This is a genomic window from Kitasatospora sp. NPDC001547 (assembly GCF_042894165.1).
Classification (GTDB): Bacteria; Actinomycetota; Actinomycetes; order Streptomycetales; family Streptomycetaceae; genus Kitasatospora.
In genome coordinates this window covers 39,947-57,252 of the sequence record NZ_JBIAVL010000007.1, presented here as the reverse complement: position 1 = coordinate 57,252, position 17,306 = coordinate 39,947, and the positions used below count along the sequence as shown (strand labels likewise).

The 17,306-nt window shown below is 73.2% G+C and carries 20 protein-coding genes; 12 read left to right on the top strand and 8 right to left on the bottom strand.

Annotated features, from left to right (window positions below; translation table 11 throughout):
- Positions 1-7: 7 nt before the first annotated feature.
- Positions 8-838 carry a hypothetical protein gene (locus tag ACFY0X_RS15495; protein WP_387754253.1) on the bottom strand — a complete coding sequence of 277 codons (831 nt, stop codon included), beginning with the start codon at positions 836-838 and terminating at the stop codon, positions 8-10.
- Positions 839-1,229: 391 nt separating this feature from the next.
- Between ACFY0X_RS15495 and ACFY0X_RS15490 the strand changes: the two genes are divergently transcribed.
- Complete coding sequence (locus ACFY0X_RS15490; protein ID WP_387754250.1) at positions 1,230-2,000, top strand: hypothetical protein; 771 nt, start codon at positions 1,230-1,232, stop codon at positions 1,998-2,000.
- A gap of 33 nt (positions 2,001-2,033) precedes the next feature.
- Here ACFY0X_RS15490 and ACFY0X_RS15485 read toward each other — a convergent pair whose 3' ends face one another.
- Positions 2,034-2,402 carry a hypothetical protein gene (locus tag ACFY0X_RS15485; protein ID WP_387754247.1) on the bottom strand — a complete coding sequence of 123 codons (369 nt, stop codon included), beginning with the start codon at positions 2,400-2,402 and terminating at the stop codon, positions 2,034-2,036.
- Positions 2,403-2,637: 235 nt separating this feature from the next.
- Here ACFY0X_RS15485 and ACFY0X_RS15480 point away from each other — a divergent pair, with 235 nt between their 5' ends.
- Complete coding sequence (locus ACFY0X_RS15480; protein WP_387754244.1) at positions 2,638-3,369, top strand: S1 family peptidase; 732 nt, start codon at positions 2,638-2,640, stop codon at positions 3,367-3,369.
- A gap of 60 nt (positions 3,370-3,429) precedes the next feature.
- On the opposite strand, the gene ACFY0X_RS15475 is transcribed toward ACFY0X_RS15480, so the two are convergent.
- Together ACFY0X_RS15475 and ACFY0X_RS15470 are read right to left on the bottom strand one after the other, a co-directional pair.
- Complete coding sequence (locus ACFY0X_RS15475; protein ID WP_387754241.1) at positions 3,430-3,633, bottom strand: DUF397 domain-containing protein; 204 nt, start codon at positions 3,631-3,633, stop codon at positions 3,430-3,432.
- The gene (locus ACFY0X_RS15470; protein ID WP_387754238.1) at positions 3,623-4,492 is read right to left on the bottom strand and encodes a helix-turn-helix domain-containing protein; all 870 of its coding nucleotides are present in this window, start codon (positions 4,490-4,492) and stop codon (positions 3,623-3,625) included. The genes ACFY0X_RS15475 and ACFY0X_RS15470 overlap by 11 nt, the downstream gene beginning before the upstream one ends.
- 247 nt (positions 4,493-4,739) lie before the next feature.
- Between ACFY0X_RS15470 and ACFY0X_RS15465 the strand changes: the two genes are divergently transcribed.
- From ACFY0X_RS15465 to ACFY0X_RS15450, 4 genes are all read left to right on the top strand, one after another.
- Complete coding sequence (locus tag ACFY0X_RS15465) at positions 4,740-5,144, top strand: ATP-binding protein (protein ID WP_387754236.1); 405 nt, start codon at positions 4,740-4,742, stop codon at positions 5,142-5,144.
- Complete coding sequence (locus ACFY0X_RS15460; RefSeq protein WP_387754233.1) at positions 5,141-5,407, top strand: hypothetical protein; 267 nt, start codon at positions 5,141-5,143, stop codon at positions 5,405-5,407. The genes ACFY0X_RS15465 and ACFY0X_RS15460 overlap by 4 nt, the downstream gene beginning before the upstream one ends.
- 144 nt (positions 5,408-5,551) lie before the next feature.
- The gene (locus ACFY0X_RS15455; protein ID WP_387754231.1) at positions 5,552-6,574 is read left to right on the top strand and encodes a DUF5937 family protein; all 1,023 of its coding nucleotides are present in this window, start codon (positions 5,552-5,554) and stop codon (positions 6,572-6,574) included.
- Positions 6,575-6,855: 281 nt separating this feature from the next.
- The gene (locus tag ACFY0X_RS15450; RefSeq protein ID WP_387754228.1) at positions 6,856-7,236 is read left to right on the top strand and encodes an SH3 domain-containing protein; all 381 of its coding nucleotides are present in this window, start codon (positions 6,856-6,858) and stop codon (positions 7,234-7,236) included.
- Between the two features lie 110 nt (positions 7,237-7,346).
- Here the strand turns inward: ACFY0X_RS15450 and ACFY0X_RS15445 are convergent, their stop codons facing one another.
- A complete protein-coding gene (locus tag ACFY0X_RS15445; RefSeq protein ID WP_387754225.1) occupies positions 7,347-8,330 on the bottom strand; it encodes a hypothetical protein in 984 nt (327 codons plus the stop codon).
- Positions 8,331-8,507: 177 nt separating this feature from the next.
- On the opposite strand from ACFY0X_RS15445, the gene ACFY0X_RS15440 reads away from it, so the two are divergent.
- The 3 genes from ACFY0X_RS15440 (at position 8,508) to ACFY0X_RS15430 (ending at position 11,839) form a co-directional block, all read left to right on the top strand.
- On the top strand, positions 8,508-9,665 hold the full coding sequence (locus ACFY0X_RS15440; protein WP_387754222.1) for an alpha/beta hydrolase: 1,158 nt from the start codon (positions 8,508-8,510) through the stop codon (positions 9,663-9,665).
- A gap of 56 nt (positions 9,666-9,721) precedes the next feature.
- The gene (locus ACFY0X_RS15435) at positions 9,722-10,843 is read left to right on the top strand and encodes an RICIN domain-containing protein (RefSeq protein ID WP_387754219.1); all 1,122 of its coding nucleotides are present in this window, start codon (positions 9,722-9,724) and stop codon (positions 10,841-10,843) included.
- Positions 10,844-11,293: 450 nt separating this feature from the next.
- Positions 11,294-11,839, top strand: a complete 546-nt coding sequence (locus tag ACFY0X_RS15430) for a ricin-type beta-trefoil lectin domain protein (protein ID WP_387754216.1) — start codon at positions 11,294-11,296, stop codon at positions 11,837-11,839.
- 181 nt (positions 11,840-12,020) lie between these two features.
- Here the strand turns inward: ACFY0X_RS15430 and ACFY0X_RS15425 are convergent, their stop codons facing one another.
- Positions 12,021-12,416 (bottom strand): hypothetical protein, encoded by a 396-nt coding sequence (locus ACFY0X_RS15425; RefSeq protein ID WP_387754214.1) that lies wholly within the window; start codon positions 12,414-12,416, stop codon positions 12,021-12,023.
- Between the two features lie 4 nt (positions 12,417-12,420).
- The gene (locus tag ACFY0X_RS15420) at positions 12,421-12,942 is read right to left on the bottom strand and encodes a peptidylprolyl isomerase (RefSeq protein ID WP_387754212.1); all 522 of its coding nucleotides are present in this window, start codon (positions 12,940-12,942) and stop codon (positions 12,421-12,423) included.
- A 162-nt stretch (positions 12,943-13,104) separates the two neighbouring features.
- Between ACFY0X_RS15420 and ACFY0X_RS15415 the strand changes: the two genes are divergently transcribed.
- Positions 13,105-13,320, top strand: coding sequence for a hypothetical protein (locus ACFY0X_RS15415; protein WP_387754209.1), 216 nt, complete (start codon positions 13,105-13,107; stop codon positions 13,318-13,320).
- A gap of 85 nt (positions 13,321-13,405) precedes the next feature.
- On the opposite strand, the gene ACFY0X_RS15410 is transcribed toward ACFY0X_RS15415, so the two are convergent.
- Entirely contained in the window at positions 13,406-15,064 is a 1,659-nt protein-coding gene (locus tag ACFY0X_RS15410) for an ALF repeat-containing protein (RefSeq protein ID WP_387754206.1), read from the bottom strand.
- Positions 15,065-15,259: 195 nt separating this feature from the next.
- On the opposite strand from ACFY0X_RS15410, the gene ACFY0X_RS15405 reads away from it, so the two are divergent.
- Together ACFY0X_RS15405 and ACFY0X_RS15400 are read left to right on the top strand one after the other, a co-directional pair.
- Positions 15,260-16,204, top strand: coding sequence for an NAD-dependent epimerase/dehydratase family protein (locus ACFY0X_RS15405; protein ID WP_387754204.1), 945 nt, complete (start codon positions 15,260-15,262; stop codon positions 16,202-16,204).
- 142 nt (positions 16,205-16,346) lie between these two features.
- Positions 16,347-17,291, top strand: a complete 945-nt coding sequence (locus ACFY0X_RS15400) for a hypothetical protein (RefSeq protein WP_387754201.1) — start codon at positions 16,347-16,349, stop codon at positions 17,289-17,291.
- Positions 17,292-17,306: the final 15 nt, after the last annotated feature.

The window sequence follows — 17,306 nt, the reverse complement described above, 5'->3', positions numbered from 1 at the left end:
GTCGGGCTCAGCCGCCGGTGGTGAGCCACTCGCGCTGGCGCTTCATCAGCTCGTTCAGCAGCGCCTTGTCGGGTGTCCCCTTCACGTCGACGTCGATCGTGTACTGGACGTCGCCCTGGCTGGAGATGCCGGTCATCGAGCCGGTGTACGCCTGCTGCTTGGGGGTCTTCAGGTAGCCGCGGCCGCCCTGGTCGCCGTCGATGTCGAACGGGTCCATCGACTTGATCCGGTAGTTCCTGACGAAGTCGCCCGCCATCGCGGTGGAGCCGAACTTCAGCAGGGTGACGGTGACTTCGGCCTTGCCGTCGGCGGTCCGGTACATCCGGGTCGCGCCGCCCTTGTAGCCGTAGGACTTGAGGATGTCCATGATGCCGTCCTGCTTGCCGAAGACCGCGGCGACGTCGTCGTCGGTCATGGTCACGCCGTCCACGGGGCCGTAGGACTCGCCGCCGGCCGGGATGGGGAGCAGGAAGTAGCGCAGGTCGCCCTCGTGCCTGCCGCCGCTGACGGTGCCCTTGACGGTGCTGGCGGGCGCGGGTTCGGCCGGGGCGGCGGTGGGCACCGGGACGGGCGCGGCCGACGGCGTCGCGCTCGCGGTGGCGCTCGCGCTCGCGGCCGCCTTCGACGGGGCGGGGGCGGCGGTGGCCGGGCGGGCGGCGGGCTTGCCGACGGCGACGGTCACCGCGGCGCTGGCCGCGGTGACGGCGAGCAGGCCGGCGGTGGCCAGCGCGACGCCGACGGCGCGCGGCAGCCGGCGCGGGGCCTGCCGCGGCGCGGCGGCCGGTGCGGCCGGTGCCGGAGGTACGGCGGTGGCGCCCTCGTTCTCGGGCTCGGGCAAGGGAATCCCCCCAGGAAGAATGCGGAATCTCACGCGCGGGCCCCTCGCGGGAACCACTCCCCCAAGCGGGTTCCCCGGGCTTCCGTCACACGTGTCGGCAGGAATTATGAGAGGCCGCCGGTGCCCCTGCCAACACAGGAAATCCCCGCACTCTCATCCAATGTTCGACGAACCGGACACACCGTGATCGAACCGCAATGGGCCACTGCCTGCGGTGATGACGCAGTGTCGACACATCGATTCGAACACGGCAGGGTGTGGTGGGCCAGGTCCCCGGCCCGCACGGGCACGAGCGGAACCGCTCACCCTGCCCGCCCGTCATCTCCACCAGGGTCGCCACAGGCTCGGCAGCCCCTTTCGCGCTCTCCACCACCCAGGTCCGAGGAGATCCATGGCCGACACCGTCAACTCACTGGCAGCCCGTGTCCACGAACTGCTGGTGGCGATCGTGACCGAGGGTCCGACCGCGAGGAGCGCCTCGGGCCTGACCGACGTCGTCGCGCGGGCCACGGCGCTCGGCCCCGACGGCACGTGGCTCGTCGCGGCGGGCCACGCGAGCCTCGGCGACCTGGCCTTCGCCCACGGGCAGGCGGACCAGGCCGTCCTGCACCTCGACGCGGCGGTGACGGCCGGCTTCAACGACTGCGTGGGCCTGCACGTCCCCCCCATGCGGGCGCTGCACCACGACCCCCGCTTCCAGGCCGCGTACCAGCGGATGCGCATCACCATGGCCGACCTCGACGAACTCTTCTGGCTGCACCGGGAGATGCGGATCGCGGTGCAGGAGTCCCAGGACGCGACCGTCGACAACCTCGGCCGCCTCGACACCGGGGTGTCCCTGCTCCCCAAGGCCCCGATGCCGACCCGCGAGCCGAACACCCTCGGCGTCTGGATCACCCGCATCGACCTGGCGGCGCTGCAGACCGCGCTCCAACAGGCCGCCGTGAAGGCGGAGTTCCAGCGCAGTGCCGGCAACACCAGCCTCAGCCTCATCGACGACACCTGGGACCACCACCGGGCCAGGAACGACGCCTGGTACGCCGACGGCCTGGACACCCGGCGCCAACGGGCCGCCGAGGCCCGGGCGTTCGTCGAACGCCCGGGCGTCAGCACCGCGCTCGTCCCCTGCCCGCCGCTGGGCTCGATCACCTACCCGGGCTGAGCGGGCATTCGGCGGCGCGGCACCGGAGGGGGTTCAGGCCCTGGCCAGCGAGCCCTCTTCGAGGCCGTCGAGGACGAACCCGTTCTCGAAGCGCACCCGGTACCTGGTCCGGGCGCCGGGGCCGGAGCCGGTGTCGGTCGCTCCCGCCTGGATGAACTTCTGCCGGATGTCGTTCATCACGTGGGACGTGAAGCCGTCGAACCGGGCGCCGCGCATCTGCTGGTCGAAACTCGCCAGCGCGGCCTGGGCCGCACCGCCGCCGCCGGCTTCCTGCTGCGCCGAGCCCGTGACGATGCCCAACAGGCCCTCGGCCAGGAACAGCGGCCCGGGCAGGCCCGCGGCCTGCGCGGTGACCTGCACGTCCCTGGTCAGTCTCACCGTCGCACCGGTCTCGTACGGCATGGCGTGGCCCCCTCGGTCGATCTTGGTCCTGGCCCTGGCGAGCGTAGTCGAGATGCGGCGGGAGGAAAGGGTGTCCGGCGAGATCAGGGCCCCGAGGCCCTGGGCCGGGCCGGGCCGGGGACTTCGCCGAGCGGAGCGGGGCACGGCGCGCCAGACTGTTCGAGGGGCATCCTGATCGTCGGGAGACAAGGACGAGCCGATGTCTTTCAAACGTCAAGGAACTCTCGGGAATTCGTTGCGGCTGCTGGTCGCGGGCGGCCTGGTCAGCGCCGGGATGGCGGGCCTCGCACCGTCCCCGGCCCAGGCGATAACCGGTGGCAACGCGGTCACCGACAGTTCCTTCAACTTCGTCGCCAAGGTCTCCTACGTCGGGGGGACCTACTGCACCGGGACCCTCATCCGAGCCGACTGGGTGCTCACAGCGGCACACTGCGTGGGTGGTGTCACCAATCCCGGTGACATGAGCGTGCGGGTCGGCACCAATATGAACGACACGGGCGGGCAGGTCAGGAAGGCCGTCGCGCTCTACTCCTACCCGGGGTACAGCGGCGGGCACAACGACATCGCCCTGCTGAAGCTCAGCTCCCCGGTGACTGGCGTCGCGCCGATCAGCCTGGCCGATCCCGGCCAGAGCTTCCGGTGGGACGGCCAGCAGGGCGGTCCGTTCACGCAGTACGACGACGGCCTCATCGCGGGCTGGGGGCAGAACGGGTCCGGACAGCGTCCCGATCGGCTGCAGTTCAAGGGCGTGTCCATCAAGCCGGCCGAGAACGACGCCGCGGGGCTGAAGTCGATCCCGACCACCGGCGGCCCCTGCCCGGGCGACAGCGGAGGCCCGCTGATGGTGAGCATCGGCGGCCAGCTGTTCCAGGTCGGCGTCATGAAGGGCCAGAACTGCTCGACGGCCGCGAACTACAGCGAGGTGGGGGCCGGTTATCTGCGGGACTGGATCCTGAGCCACCTCTGAGACGGCTCGCCCGAACCGGGCGGCCCCGCGGCGTCCGCGGGCCCGCCCGGTGAAGGCAGGTCAGGAGCCGGCCGCGAAGTCGCCCGCCTGGACACCGGCGACGAAGGACCGCCACGCCTCGGGCGAAAAGGCGAGGGCCGGGCCATCAGGGTCCTTGCTGTCCCGAACGGGAATGGAGCCCGGAAGCCCACTGGCGACCTCGATGCAGTTGCCACCTTCGCCGCCGCTGTAGCTACTCTTGCGCCATTCCAGGTCAGCAGTCATTGCGATAGTTCTCCTTCAGTAGCCGAATCATCCAGGTAGCGGACTCCTGCGGGCTCATCGCCATCTCGGTCAGCCGGTCGAAAACGAACTCGTGCCGCGCAATATCAGCTTCCCTCTCCAGATAGAGGCTGCTGGTCAGCGCCTCGACATAGACAAGCTGGCCAGGCACGTCCGAGAACGAGAGGATGTGGAACGGCATGCTCATCGCGGCGTGCGCGCCAGCGCTGAGCGGCAGCACCCTAACGGAGAGATTCGGCTGCTCAACAAGCTTCAGTAGATGCAGGACTTGTTCACGCATCACATCAGGGCCGCCGATGGGCCGGCTCAGCGCCGCTTCGTTGAGCACCGCCTGGATGACGGGTGGGTCCGTCCGATGGAGGACTTCCTGCCGTTGCATTCTGAGTTGCGACCGTCGATCGACAGTGCCCTCTATGTCGCCGCCTTGCCCTTCCAAGGACGCGCGGAATACTGCGCGGGAGTAGGCGGGGATCTGAAACAGCCCCGGAATCAACTCCGTTTCGTAGGAGCGGATCCGCGCGGCGTCGGCCTCAAGTCCCACGTACGTCTGGAACCAGTCCGGCAACGTGTCCGCGTAGTCGTGCCACCATCCGCGCTGCGTGCTGCGGCGGGTCAGCGAGATGAACTGCCTCAACTCGGCGTCGTCACTGACGCCGTACAGTTCGAGCATCGCACGGACGTCTGATTCCTTCAGGGTTGTCTGGCCTGACTCGATCCGCGACACCTTGGTTGCACTGAACCCGAGCTCATCCGCGACGGACTTGGCCTGACGCCCGGTCCGTTCGCGCAATCGTCGCAGCTCGGAGCCGAGCCTACGGCGCAGCACGGTTGGACTGTCCACGCTCGTCGCTCCCTCTTGGTTGACATCGAGTCACAGTCTGCCACCTCCCCCGATGATCACAAGCATCTTGCGATGCAACGCAATTGCGCGGGAGTGCGCTTGCGCAATCGAGCCATCGCGGAGCATGCTACAGCCAGTAGTCCTTCGGATTGCCTGAGTAACCACGACCGTCTACCGCCGGGCATCCCCATGCCTCCGCCCGGCTTCCACATGGCTTCAAACCCCGTCCCTGGAAGGTGCCTTCGCCATGTCCTGCCACTCCTCCACCACCTGGCTGCCGCGCAGCCGCCGCGCGCCCGGCGAGGGGCGCCTCCACCTCTGCGAGCTCCTCTCCTCCACCCCCGCCGGAGCGCGGTTCCTCGACTCCGGGCTCCTGATCGTCTCGGAGCTCGTCACCAACGCCCTCGTGCACGGCACGCCGCCGGGGCACCTCATCCACCTCGCCCTCGACCTCTCCCTCTCCCCCTCCCTCGCCCGCCTGCGGATCGAGGTGCACGACGCCCGGCGGGACCGCGAGCCCGTCCTGCGTGCGCTGACCCTCGACGGGGAGGCCGGGCGCGGCCTGTACCTCGTCAAGTCCCTCTCCGCCCGCACCGGTTGCTCCCCCCGCGAGCACACCGGCAAGATCGTCTGGTCGGAGCTGACCGCGTGAGGGCCGACCACGACGTCCTCGTCGAACTCCCGGGACTGCGCCCGCCCGCCGTCCACACCCTCAACGCCGACGCCCTCGAACGGATCTGGGCCTCGGTCCGCCACCTGCCGATGTCCCGCTTCGAGCACCACGTCCTGGAGCGCCGCCTCACCGGCCCCTGCGCCCAGCGGGACGTCATCCGCGCCCTCGCCGACCACCCCGTCCTCACCCTCCCCGTCGGCGACCGCGAGATCCGCATCAGCTGGGCGAACCCGGCCTGCTGAACGGGCAGTTCCGGCGCCGGGACCGCCTTCCCCGCCGGTCCCGCTGGCCCACGACCCCGCTCTGGACGAGGATGGCCGTCGAGAGCGGGAGGACCGGCAGCAGCACCGGCAGCAGCCGGTCGGGCTTCGTGGGAGGGCGACGACGTGCCGTTACGCATTCACTTCACCGTGGAGGACCTCGCGCGGACCCGCATCGCCGACAGACCCGCGCCCTGCCTCGAACTGACCACCGCGGCCCGGCAACTCCAGGAACGCACCCAGCCGGTGCGGCTCGGGGCCTGGCGCCACCGCACCCTCACCTCCCTGCACCCCGCCTCGCGCATGGTCCTCGCGCTCATGCCCCCGCGCGGGCCGATCACCGGGTTCCTGAGCGGCGCGAACGCCGCCACCCCCGTCGAGCTGATCGAACAGGTCCGTTCCACCCCCCGCACCCGCCTACGGGCCAGCCTGGAGCACACGGCCCAGGCCCACCCGCTGCCCTCCTGGGCCCACCGGCTGCCCGACGACCCACTGCTGCTACGGAAGTTGTGCGACAGCCTGGAGCACCTGGCCGGCCACGCCCTCCTCCCGCACTGGCGGGAGGTCCAGGCCATGACGGCGGCCGACGCCGCGGTGCGGTCGCGCCAACTGCTCGGCGGCGGCATCGAGGCCGTCCTCGCACACGTCAACCCGCGGCGCATCCGCTGGCGGGCGCCCGTGCTGGAGGTCGCGATGGCCTCCGGTCTGGACGCCGACGTGCACCTGGCCGGACAGGGCATGCTGCTGCAGCCGTCGGTGTTCGCCGTCGAGGCCCCGGTCGTCGACCTCGACGCGGCGCCGCAACCCGTCCTCTCCTACCCGGTGGCCCGGCTCCAGGAGGCCGCGGCCACACCGCTGTTCACGGCCCTCCCGCCCGGCACCCACCGGGCCGGCCCGACTCCCGACGCCGTCGGGTCCGTACTGGGCCACACCCGGGCCGCGGTGCTCAGCACCATCGCCCGCCACCCGGGCTGCTCGACCCGGCAGCTCGCCGCGCTCGTCGGCATCGCCACGGCCAGCGCCAGCGAGCACGCCACGACGCTGCGCAACGCGGGCCTGATCGACACCCACCGGGACCGCCGCACGACCGCCCACGTCGCCACCCCCACCGGCCTGGCGGTGCTCGACGCGCCCTCCGGACGTGCCTGACCGAACGGGCACCGACCGAAGACCGGCAGACGGAGACCGGTGGAGGACCCGTCAGCGGCAACCGTCCGCTTCGCCCTTGTTCGGGCCAGACCGAATCACGTTGGGCGGCGCCCGCGCCACCGTGCAGCCTGAAGGCGGCCGCCGGGCCCCGAGGGTCCACGTCGGACCCGTCGGCCCCGCGGCACGTCCCCACCGCGAACCGGCGGCCGTCCCGCGCACCCGCGACGGTCACGGTCACGGTTGCGAGAGCGAGAGCGAGAGCGAGAGAGAGAGGCAAGCACATGTCGATCAGGAAGAGCGCGGCCCTGCTGGCCGCCGCCGTGGTCGCCGGCACGGCGCTCGGGCTGGCTCCGACGGTGGCCACCGCCGGGACCACCGGGCAGAGCGGCCTGCTCAGCTGCACGCACGCGTGGTCGAACCAGGACCCCGACGGCAGCAACCCGAAGACCATCACCCGCAGCGGCGTGAACGTCCGCTCGGGCCCGCACACGACGTGCGGCATCGTGGGCTCGCTCAACCCCGGTGACCAGGTCTTCTACCACTGCTACACCACCACGCAGAACGACGGGACGTGGACCCACCTGCGCAAGAGCGGCACCTCGATGGACGGCTGGGTGAAGGACACCCTGCTCCCGGACGGCGGCAGCGTGTACCCGTGCTGACGTGAACCGAGGCGCCGCGTGAGCGCCCGGGGCCCCGGCGAACCGGGCCCCGGGCGCTCACACGACCGGCGCTTCGAGCGCACCCCCCGCCGTCACAGCCACCCCCGCCGTCACAGCCACCCCCGCCGCGCCGCCTGCACACCCGCCTGGAAGCGGGTGGTGGCGCCCAGGTGCGCCAGCAGCGTCGACACCCGGCGCACCACGGTGCGCCGGCCCAGGCCCAGCCGGCGGGCGATGGCGTCGTCGGTGGCGCCGCCGGCCATCAACGTGAGGATCCGCCGGTCGCGTTCGTCGATGCGCAGGTCGACCTCGGCCATGGACGCGGGCACCGCCAGGCGCCACAGCGTCTCGAAGACCGCGCTCAGGGCGTTCAGCAGGCCCGAGGGCCGGATCAGCAGCGAGACGACGCCGGGGCGGTCGTCGGCGGGCACGGTGACGATGCCCAGCTCGTCGTCCCCGATGGCGAGTTTGAGCGGCGGCTCGTCCAACGTCCGCGCCTGCTCCCCCGCCTCGATCATCCGGGCCATGTTGGGCCCCACCACCGGGTGCTGGAACGCGCAGCCCTGGTAGATCACCCGGTAGACGACGCCCGCGGCCATCCGGCGGCGCTGCAGCACCTCCTGGTCGAGGTAGTGGGCCGGGCTGCCGGAGTAGGGCGGCACGTCGATGACCCGCAGCTGGTGGCGGGCGGCGAGCTGCAGGCGCCGGCTGGCGGCCAGCACCTCGGCCGGGTCCTCGACCACCTCCAGCGCCCCGTAGCTGCCGGTGTCGCGGCGGGCGAAGCGGTAGAGGCGTTCCAGTTCGGCGCCGGCCCGGCGGGCGGTGGCCTGGCGCAGCGCGTCGTGCTGCAGCACCGCCTCGACGACCCGGGCGGGCGGCAGTGCCTCCCAGGCGTGGTCGCGGTCGTCGGCGCTGTCGGTGGTGTCGAAGGCCACGGCGACGCCCTCGTCGGCGAGGTCGCGCAGGACGGCGAGGACGGCGTCCTCGTCCAGGCCGCTCTCCCGGGCGAGTTCGGGTACGCGGGCGCGTGGCCGGCCGACCAGGCTGTGGTAGACGCGGCCGCGTTCGGATTCCGGTTCCAGCACGTCGTGCACGACGGCCCCCCAGTCATCGCTTTCCCCCGCCCCGGTGGGGGCCGGGAGAGCCTACCCGCGCGGGCGGCGCACATGCGCCAGTGGCCCAGGTGCGCCGCCGGGGGCTCTGGCGTCGGGGCGGGGCGGCTGGCGAGAGTTGTCGGCGATCAGTCAGATCACTGAAGGCCGAGGACGCCCATGACCCCTGCCCGGCTCCGGCGCGCCCGCGCGGCTCTCGCCGCCCTGGCCGCCTGCCTGCTCCCGCTCGCCGCACCGCCCGTGGCCTCCGCCGCTCCCGGGACCGCCACGCCCGCGGCCGCCGGTCCCGGGGCCGCCGCTCCCGCGGCCGTGCCCGCCGTACGGGCCGGGGCCGACGGGCCGCCGCCGCTGGCGGACGGCTTCGGGCTGACCCAGGTCGGCGCCGCCACCGGCAGCGCCACCAACTTCGTCGTCACCGTCACCACGGCGCAGGTCGCCGGGCCGCACACCATCCGCATCCTGCTGCCCGCCGACTACGCGGCCCAGCCGGACCGGCGCTACCCGGTGCTGTACTTCCTGCACGGCGCCTCGGACAACCCGAGCGACCCGGCCCTGGCCTACCCCGCGCTGACCGCCGCCCAGTCGATGATCACCGTCATCCCGGACGGCGGCCTGCGCGGCTGGTACACCGACTGGCTCGACCAGAACACCGCCGCCGGCGCGCAGAACTGGGAGACCTTCCACCTCCAGCAGGTCCTGCCGTTCGTCGACGCCAACCTGCGCACCCGCACCGACCGCGCCCACCGGGCCGTCGGCGGGCTGTCGATGGGCGGCTTCGGCGCCCTGCACTACGCCCAGGACCGCCCCGACCTGTTCGGCCAGGTCCTGACCATGTCCGGCGCCAACGACCTGTCCGCCGACGAGATGATCATCCGCGGCGCGGTGGTCGCCACCCTGACCAACGTCGGCGCCGTGCTCTGCGGCCCCAGCGACGGCCGCCCCTGCGCGATGGACTTCGGCCCCACCGTCTCCAGCGACGCGATCTTCGGCACCCCGTACCCGGTGTTCAACGCCGACTGGCGCTGGAACGCCGCCGACCCGGTCGCGCGCGCGGCCCGCCTCGCCGACACCGGCATCGCCGTCTACACCGGCAACGGCAACAACAGCCCCGCCGACATGGAGTTCTGGGCCGAGGGCACCGCCAAGCGCCTCAAGCAGCGCCTGGACGCGCTCGGCCTGCCGTACCGCTTCGTCGACTACGGCGACGGCACCGGCTGGGGCGCCGACTGCCACGGCGGCCACACCGCGGGCTGCTGGGCGCAGGACCTCGTGGACTACGTCCCGCGCCTGGAGGCGGCCTTCGCCGCCGCGCCCTGAGCCCGCGCGCACCGCTCCTCTCCCGCAACACCGTTCCCGACGAAAGGACTTCACCCTTGCCCGCCATCACGACCCCCGGCCGTACGGCGTCCTGGCTGCGCCTGTTCGCGGCCTTCCTGGTGACCTGTTGCGCCGCACTGGGCCTGGCCACCGCGCCCGCCCACGCCGCGTCGGCCACCCCGGCCGCCGCTGCGGCGGCCGCGCCCGCCCCGCTCGCCGCCTGCGCCTCGCCGCAGCAGTGCCTGACCATCAAGTCGCTCAGCAACGGACGCCAACTCGACGTCCAGAACGGCAACATGGGCGACGGCGCCTACATCGTCACCAACTCCGCGCCCGGCTACCACCAGTCCTGGCGGCTGAGCGTCGACCCGGCCGACTCCACCTTCGCCATCGTCAACAACGACACCGGCAAGTGCATCGACCTGGCCTTCTTCACCCCGGCGCTGCGCCAGCAGTCCTGCGCCGGGCAGGCCAGCCAGCGCTGGTACTTCCAGCCGGCGCCCGGCGGCGGCGACTCGTTCATGATCCGCCACAAGGGCGACAACACCTGCCTGGACCTGCTGCTCGGCGGCAACTACGACGACGCCTGGACCGACCAGTACACCTGCAACGGCACCGTCAACCAGCGGTGGTCCACCGGCTTCGAGCAGGCCGCCCGCAACCTGGCCGTCGACCACGGCGCCAAGCAGTGCCAGAAGGACGCCTCCAGCTGCTCCTGGACCACGGTGAGCGAGGCCCCGGCCGCGCCGCTGCCGCGCACCTGCGTCTCCTCCGTCTGGTTCAACAACACCAGCAGCGCCGTGCAGCAGTCCTTCGCGGTCACCGACGAGAGCGGCTGGTCCAACAGCATCGGCGTCGACATGACGTCCTCCATCTCCTCCGGCCTGCCCGAGAACGTCCTGACCGCGACGATCAGCTCCGCACTGCACCTCACCAACGAGTGGCACGGGTCGAGGAGCGTCAACAACAGCGTGACCGTCACCGTCCCGACCCAGCAGTACGGCTGGGTGACGCTCGCCAAGGTCGCCCGCAAGGTCACCGGCACCTGGACCTTCGACGCCCACGGCATCCCGTGGACCGCCGAGGACACCGTCACCGTCCCGCTCAGCTCCGACCCCCTCGCCGGCGCCACCCTCTACATCGCCAACACCAGCGCCACGTTCAGCAGCTGCTCCTGACGTAGCGCCGTCTCACTTCTTCACGGCCGCCGCCCGCACTCCAGCGGGCGGCGGCCGCCGCGTTCCCCGCCCCCGGGAGGAACGGCCCCCGCCCAGGCGGATCGGCCCCGGGGCGCCGGAGGAGCTGCGGGCGGCCGGACGACCGGCAGTGGTTCGTCCGGCCCGTGGCGCAGCAGTGCCCCCCTGGCAGCCCTTCGGCGCCCCCGGCACTGCCGTGACCTGCACGTTTCCTCGAAGCTGCGGGCGGCCGGACATCTGGCTAGCCTGGTCGGGTGGGTGCGAGGCATCTGCCGTGCCCACCGGGCCCCCCGGGAGCCCGTCAGCCGGGCGGCGAGCGATCCGACCCCTCGGGCATCCTCCCCCCCGGCGCGGACCCGTGGCCCGCCGGGCTCCCGACGCGATCCGCCGGGGAGCCCGCACACCTCTCGGACACCCCACAAGGGACAGCACATGAGAGTGACCAGCACGTCTCCTGCCAAGCGCCTCGCGGTCGCGGCCATCGCCGCCGCGCTGCTGGGCGGCACACCCGGTCTGGCCGCGGCGGCCGCCCCGCAGGCGGCACCGCCACCCCAGCAGACCGAGCCCACCTGGCTCCGGTACGAGGTCCAGCCGCCGAACAGCTCCACGAAGGGCATGGACGTCGACAGCGGCGGCAAGGTCGTCATGGCCGAGCGCGAGCAGAACGACGACCGCCAGTTCTGGAGCCTGAGCGGCACCGCCGGGAAGCAGCTCTTGAAGAACAAGGCGACGGGCACGTGCCTGACCGCGCCGAGCAACGGCGCCAAGGGCCCCGTCACGCTCCAGACCTGCGACGAGAAGAACGTGAACCAGCAGTGGAACAGGCAGTACTGGGATAGGGGCCTGATGACGGTCTCGCTCGCGGCCCACCCCGAGCTCTACCTCACCGGGAGCGCACAGGTCGGCAGCGCGGTCACCGTCGAGAGCTACCACGGGACCTACGTCCAGCACTGGAGCCTGGTGCCCCCGGGGTACTGATCCCCTCGGGCGCCCACCGACCCCGCGGCGGGCCGACCCGCCCCGCCCCACGGCCCTGCCCGGCCCCGGTCGGGCGGGGCCGTGCGCGGTGAGCGGCCGCCGCCCGGCACCGGCGTGCACCGGAATTGCCGACCCGCGGCCGCCGAGGCGGGGCACCGGGCGAGAGTTCCCTGACGCTACGTCAACTCTCCTGGTGCCCGCTCCCGTTCAGCCGGGTCAGCGCCTCGCGCACCGCCAGGCGGCCGGCGGTGTGGAAGGAGTGCTCGCGCGAGTCCGTCAGGTGCACGACGGTGTGGTGCACCACCAGGGCCAGCGCCACGGGAACGCCGGGCAGCCGATCGGCCAGTTCCGCGCGCACGCCCTCGGCCAGGGCGGCGTGGAAGCGCTCCAGGTCCCCGGGCTCCGGTCCGCCCTTGACGGTGGCGCCCGGGGCGGACTCGACGTGCAGGCCTTCCTGCCAGGGCTCGAAGTCCACGGTGACGATCGCGAGGTCGCCCGGGCAGCTGGTCTGGTGGATGCAGCTGGCCCGTACGCCGCGGACCGGGCGGGGCGGGAAGGAGTTCCGGGCAGCGGTCACCGGGTCAGGAGTGTTCGATCTCGACGGAGGTGATCACCACGTCCTGGACGGGGCGCTCGTTCTCGGTCGGGGTGGTGGCGATCGCGTCGACGACGGCCTTGGAGGCGGCGTCGGCGACCTGGCCGAAGATGGTGTGCTTGCGGTTGAGGTGGGCGGGGGTGCCGACCGTGATGAAGAACTGCGAACCGTTGGTGCCCGGGCCGGCGTTGGCCATCGCGAGCAGGTAGGGCTTGGTGAAGAACAGCTCCGGGTGGAACTCGTCCGCGAAGGAGTAGCCCGGGCCGCCGGCGCCGGTGCCGGTCGGGTCGCCGCCCTGGATCATGAAGCCCGCGATCACCCGGTGGAAGAGCGTGCCGTCGTAGTACGGGCCCGTGCCCGGCTCGCCGGTGCGCGGGTCGGTGTACTCCCGGGTGCCCTCGGCGAGTTCGGCGAAGTTGCGGACCGTCTTCGGCGCGTGGAACGGGAACAGCTCCAGGCGGATCGGGCCCGCCGTGGTGTGCAGGGTGGCGAACTTGGCAGTGGCCACGGGTGACTCCTCGGGGTACGGCTGACGGGTGGGGCTGCGGGCGGCCGGTGCGGTGACCAGGGCCGTTCGGCTACCGCATCCTGGCACAGCCCCCGCACCCGCGGCCGAACCGGGTGGAAGGATCCGCACGTCACACGTATCAGGACGTCGGGAGAAGGGCGGGTGGCCGTGGTGGTCGGTGCGGTTGTGGTGGGGGTGCTGGTCCTGGTCGTCGCGGGATGCGTCTGCGTGGTGTGGGCCGACCGGGGCGGACCGCGCTGGACCCGCGCGGTCGCGGCCCTGACCGTCGGCGCCGGGAAGGCGGTGCGCGGCTATCAGCGCAGCCGGCCCCGCCAGGGGAGCGGCAACAGCGGGGACGGCGGCGGGGACGGCGACTGAGCTGACCGGGCCGAACCTGGACGGTCCGGGACGCGGCGCGTCCCCGGCCGCCGGGGTGGGCGGCGGCCGGGGACGCGAGGGGGTGTCAGCTCTCGGCGGAGCGGCGGCGGGCGGCCACGACCAGCGCCGCGCCCGCGGCGAGGGCCGCGGCGGCGCCGCCGGCCTCCCAGCCGAGCCCGTCGGTGCCGGTGGCGGCGAGCGTGCCGGAGCCGGTGGTGGTGCCCGTGGTGCCGGTACGGGTGCCGGTGGTGGCCGTACGGGTGCCGGTGGTGGTGCCCGTACCGGTGGCGGTGGTGCCGGTGGTGCCGGTGCCGCTGGTGGTCCCGGTGAGGCCGGCGGGCTGGACGGTCTGCGGCTGCTGCCCGGAGCCGCCGGTGCCCGTGCCGGTGCCCGTGCCCGTGCCGGGCTTGGCCGCCGCGGCCTCGTCCTCGGCCTTGGCCTTGGCCCAGCCGTCCTTGAGGAAGGCCAGGATGTCCGCGTAGCTGCCCTCGAAGGCGGCCAGGGCGCCCTTCTTCACGGCCGGGCCGCCGGTCTCGGCGATCTGGGAGACCTTGAGCCGGTTGTCGCTGAAGCGCAGGTTCGGCAGGTCGACCGTCAGGAAGCGCCGCACGTCGGCGGCGGAGCCGTCCAGGGCCTTCTGGGCGGCGGCCGCGGTGTGCGGGCCGGTCGACTTGTCGGCGATGACGCGCAGCACCTCGACCCGGTCGTCCTCGTACTGGGCCTTGAAGAAGCCGGTCTTGAGGAACTCCTCGACGGCCGCGTTCGTGCCGGCGTCCAGGGCCTTGCCGGCCGCCTCGCGCACGGCCCTGCCGCCGGCGTCCATGAGCTGGGCGAGCTTGACCCGGTTGTCGTCGGCGCGCTGCTTGGGCAGCTCGACCTCCAGGAAGTGGCGCAGCTCGGCGGCGCCGCCCTTGAGGGCCTTGCTGGCCGCCTCGCGCACGCCGGGGCCGCTGGCCGGGTCGGCGAGGATGCGCTCGACCTCGGCCCGGTCGTCCTCGGCGCGGGCGGTGTACTGGCCGGTCGTCAGGAAGTCGAGGACGTCCTGGTAGGTGCCGTCCAGGGCCTTGGCGGCGGCCAGGCGCAGTGCCGGTCCCGCGCCCTCGGCCCCGTCCGCGATCCGGGTCAGGCGCAGCAGGTTGTCGGGTCGCTGCTTCTCCGCGAGCTCGACCTCCAGGAAGTGGCGCAGCTCGGCGGCGCCGCCCTTGAGGGCCTGCTCGGCCGCCGCGCGGACCTTGGGGCCGGTCAGCGGGTCGGCGAGGATGCGCTCGATCTCGGCGCGGTCGTCCTGGGCGCGGGCGGTGTACTGGCCGGTCGTCAGGAACGCGGTGATGTCGGCGTCGGTGCCCCGGAGGGCGGCCTTGGCGGCCGCCTTCACGGCCGGGCCGCCCAGGTGGTGGATCTGGGAGGCCCTGACCCGGTTGTCGATCGCCCGCTGCTCGTCGAGTTCGACCTTCAGGAAGTGGCGCAGCTCGGCGGCGCCGCCCTTGAGGGCCTTCTCGGCCGCCTCGCGCACGCCGGGGCCGCTGGCCGGGTCGGCGAGGATGCGCTGGACCTCGGCGCGGTCGCGCTTCTCCTGGCCGTCGCCGTCCTCGGGTGCGGCGTCCTTGACGGAGTCGGAGCCGGTGTCGGGGCCGGAGACGCCGGTCGGCTTCGGGGTGTCGGAGGCCGAGGCCGTGGCGGGGAAGAGGACGGCGGGGGCCAGGACGGCGGCCGCGACGACGGCGGACACCCGGGGCAGCTTCATCGGGAGCAAACCTGCTTCATGTGAAGGGATCATGAACGTCCGCCAGCATAGATCCACTTCTACGATTGCCGTACCGGTTGTCCGGCGGCGCCGGCCCACCCCGCCCGCCGGCGGGTTCACTGCCGCCCACCAGCGGTTTTCCCCGTGCTGCGCCCCGTGTCCCGCCCGTCCGGGGGCGCCGCTAGGGTGGGGCGGATGAGCTTCCACCTGGTCGTCGGACACGGGCCCGCCGGGGCCGCCACCGCCCGCCTGCTGGCCGAACAGGGCCACGAGGTCCGGGTCGTCACCCGCACCGGCCGCCCCGCCGGGCCGGCCGTCCCCGGCGTCGAGCACCTCGCCCTGGACGCGAGCGACCCCGTAGGGCTGGCGCGGGCCGCCCGCGGTGCCGCCGCCATCCACGGCTGCGCCGCGCCGCCGCTGCCGCGGTGGGCGCGGCTGTGGCCGGCGCTGAGCGCCTCGCTGTGCGCGGCGGCCGAGGAGAGCGGCGCGGTGCTGGTCCTGCTGGGCAACCTGTACGGCTACGGGCCGGTGGCCGCTGCGCTGACCGAGGACCTGCCGCTCGCCGCGAGGGGCCCCAAGGGGCGGGTGCGGGCGGCGGCCTGGGAGCAGGCGCGGGCGCTGCACGAGGCCGGGCGGATCCGGGCGGTGGAGGTGCGGGCCTCGGACTTCTTCGGCCCCGGCGTCACCGACGGCGGCCATCTGGCCGCGCGGGTGATGCCGGCTCTGCTGAAGGGCCGGCAGGTCGCGGTGCTCGGCGACCCGGACGCCGCGCACAGCTGGACCTACCTGCCGGACGTGGCCCGGGCGATGGTCGAGATCGCCGGCGAGGAGCGGGCCTGGGGCCGGGCCTGGCACGTGCCCACCGTCGCGCCGATGCCGGTGCGCGGCATGGTCGAGCGGCTGGCCGCCGAGGCCGGCGGCGGGCCGGTCGCGGTGCGCCGTCTGCCCGGGGCCGCGCTGGCCGTGGCGGGGCTGTTCTCCCCGTTGCTGCGCGAACTGCGGGAGGTGCGCTACCAGTTCGACCGGCCGTTCACGGTGGACTGCTCGGCGTACGAGGCCGCGTTCGCGGTGCGGGCCACGCCGCTGGAGGAGCAGCTGCGGGCGACGGTCGCCTGGTGGCGCGAGCGCGTGCGGCCGTAGCCGGTCGGGTGGCCGGGTTCGGCCGCGCGGGGGGTGCCGGTGGGGTCCTAGGAATCACGGATACCGGCGGTCGACGGGGTGCTGACAGGCTGACGGCGGTCGGCCGACCGCAAACCGTCGTCTCCCCCGATCTGGAGATCCCGTGCGTTCGCTGGTCCGAAGTCTCACCCTCGCGGTCGTGCTCGCCCTGAGCGGTCTGGCGCTGGTGCCCGGCACCGCCTCGGCCGACACCCTGGTGACGGTCCTGTACAACCAGGGGTCCGACCGCTGTCCCGACGGCACCACGTACGGCAAGCCCGACATGCACCCCTGCGCGCCGTCCGACAACCCGGGCAAGTTCGAGTTCCGGGCCGTCCCGGGCCGGCCCGGCTACTTCACCGTGCGCACCGGCGTCGACCCGAACTCGTGCCTGACCAACGGCCCCACCGCCAACCAGTGCTACGTCGACGAGCCGCTCCAGCGCTGGCAGGTCACCCCGTTCAACGCCACCGGTGAGACGGCGAAGTGGGGCCTGGTGGGGGTGCGGCTGAGGAACGAGGGCGGCGGCCAGTGCCTGGACAACCGGAGGAAGAACTTCGGCGGCTGGACGCCCTACATGGTCGACTGCTTCGACAGCCCCTACCAGCAGTGGGACATCGACACGGTCTCCTACGCGGCCATGTTCGGCCCGATCGGCGCCCACAAGGGCATGACCTGGGCGAACCTGGAGCAGCGTGCCGACAACCTGGTGCACGTCGGCTACGACGGGCAGAGCGACCCGTACAACGGCGACACCCCGGCGGGCTTCCAGCTGCCGGTGCTGTGCATCAAGCAGGACGGCCGGCCCGCCCCGGTCGGGATGCCGCCCACGTCCGGCTCCCACGCCTGGGGCGGCGGTGAGCTGAAGGCCACCGCGCCGGTGGCCGGCACCCGGCTGACCGGCCAGGCCGTCGCCGACCAGTTGTGCGCCTCCTCCTTCGGCAGCGGCTTCCGGATGACGGAGTTCCACGACGCCGGGGGCTGGGGCATGTGGGCCAACGGCACCCTGCCGACCGGCACCCGCTTCTGGACGGCCATCAACGACCAGCCGGCCAACCCGTGGAGCTGACCCCGCTTCCCGGGT

Excerpts from the sequence above, each read along its gene's own strand:
- ACFY0X_RS15475 (WP_387754241.1), bottom strand. The coding sequence starts at position 3,633 with ATGACTGCTGACCTGGAATGGCGCAAGAGTAGCTACAGCGGCGGCGAA.
- ACFY0X_RS15405 (WP_387754204.1), top strand. The coding sequence starts at position 15,260 with ATGAGCTTCCACCTGGTCGTCGGACACGGGCCCGCCGGGGCCGCCACC.
- ACFY0X_RS15440 (WP_387754222.1), top strand. The coding sequence starts at position 8,508 with ATGACCCCTGCCCGGCTCCGGCGCGCCCGCGCGGCTCTCGCCGCCCTG.
- ACFY0X_RS15410 (WP_387754206.1), bottom strand. The coding sequence starts at position 15,064 with ATGAAGCTGCCCCGGGTGTCCGCCGTCGTCGCGGCCGCCGTCCTGGCC.
- ACFY0X_RS15485 (WP_387754247.1), bottom strand. The coding sequence starts at position 2,402 with ATGCCGTACGAGACCGGTGCGACGGTGAGACTGACCAGGGACGTGCAG.
- ACFY0X_RS15430 (WP_387754216.1), top strand. The coding sequence starts at position 11,294 with ATGAGAGTGACCAGCACGTCTCCTGCCAAGCGCCTCGCGGTCGCGGCC.
- ACFY0X_RS15450 (WP_387754228.1), top strand. The coding sequence starts at position 6,856 with ATGTCGATCAGGAAGAGCGCGGCCCTGCTGGCCGCCGCCGTGGTCGCC.
- ACFY0X_RS15465 (WP_387754236.1), top strand. The coding sequence starts at position 4,740 with ATGTCCTGCCACTCCTCCACCACCTGGCTGCCGCGCAGCCGCCGCGCG.
- ACFY0X_RS15490 (WP_387754250.1), top strand. The coding sequence starts at position 1,230 with ATGGCCGACACCGTCAACTCACTGGCAGCCCGTGTCCACGAACTGCTG.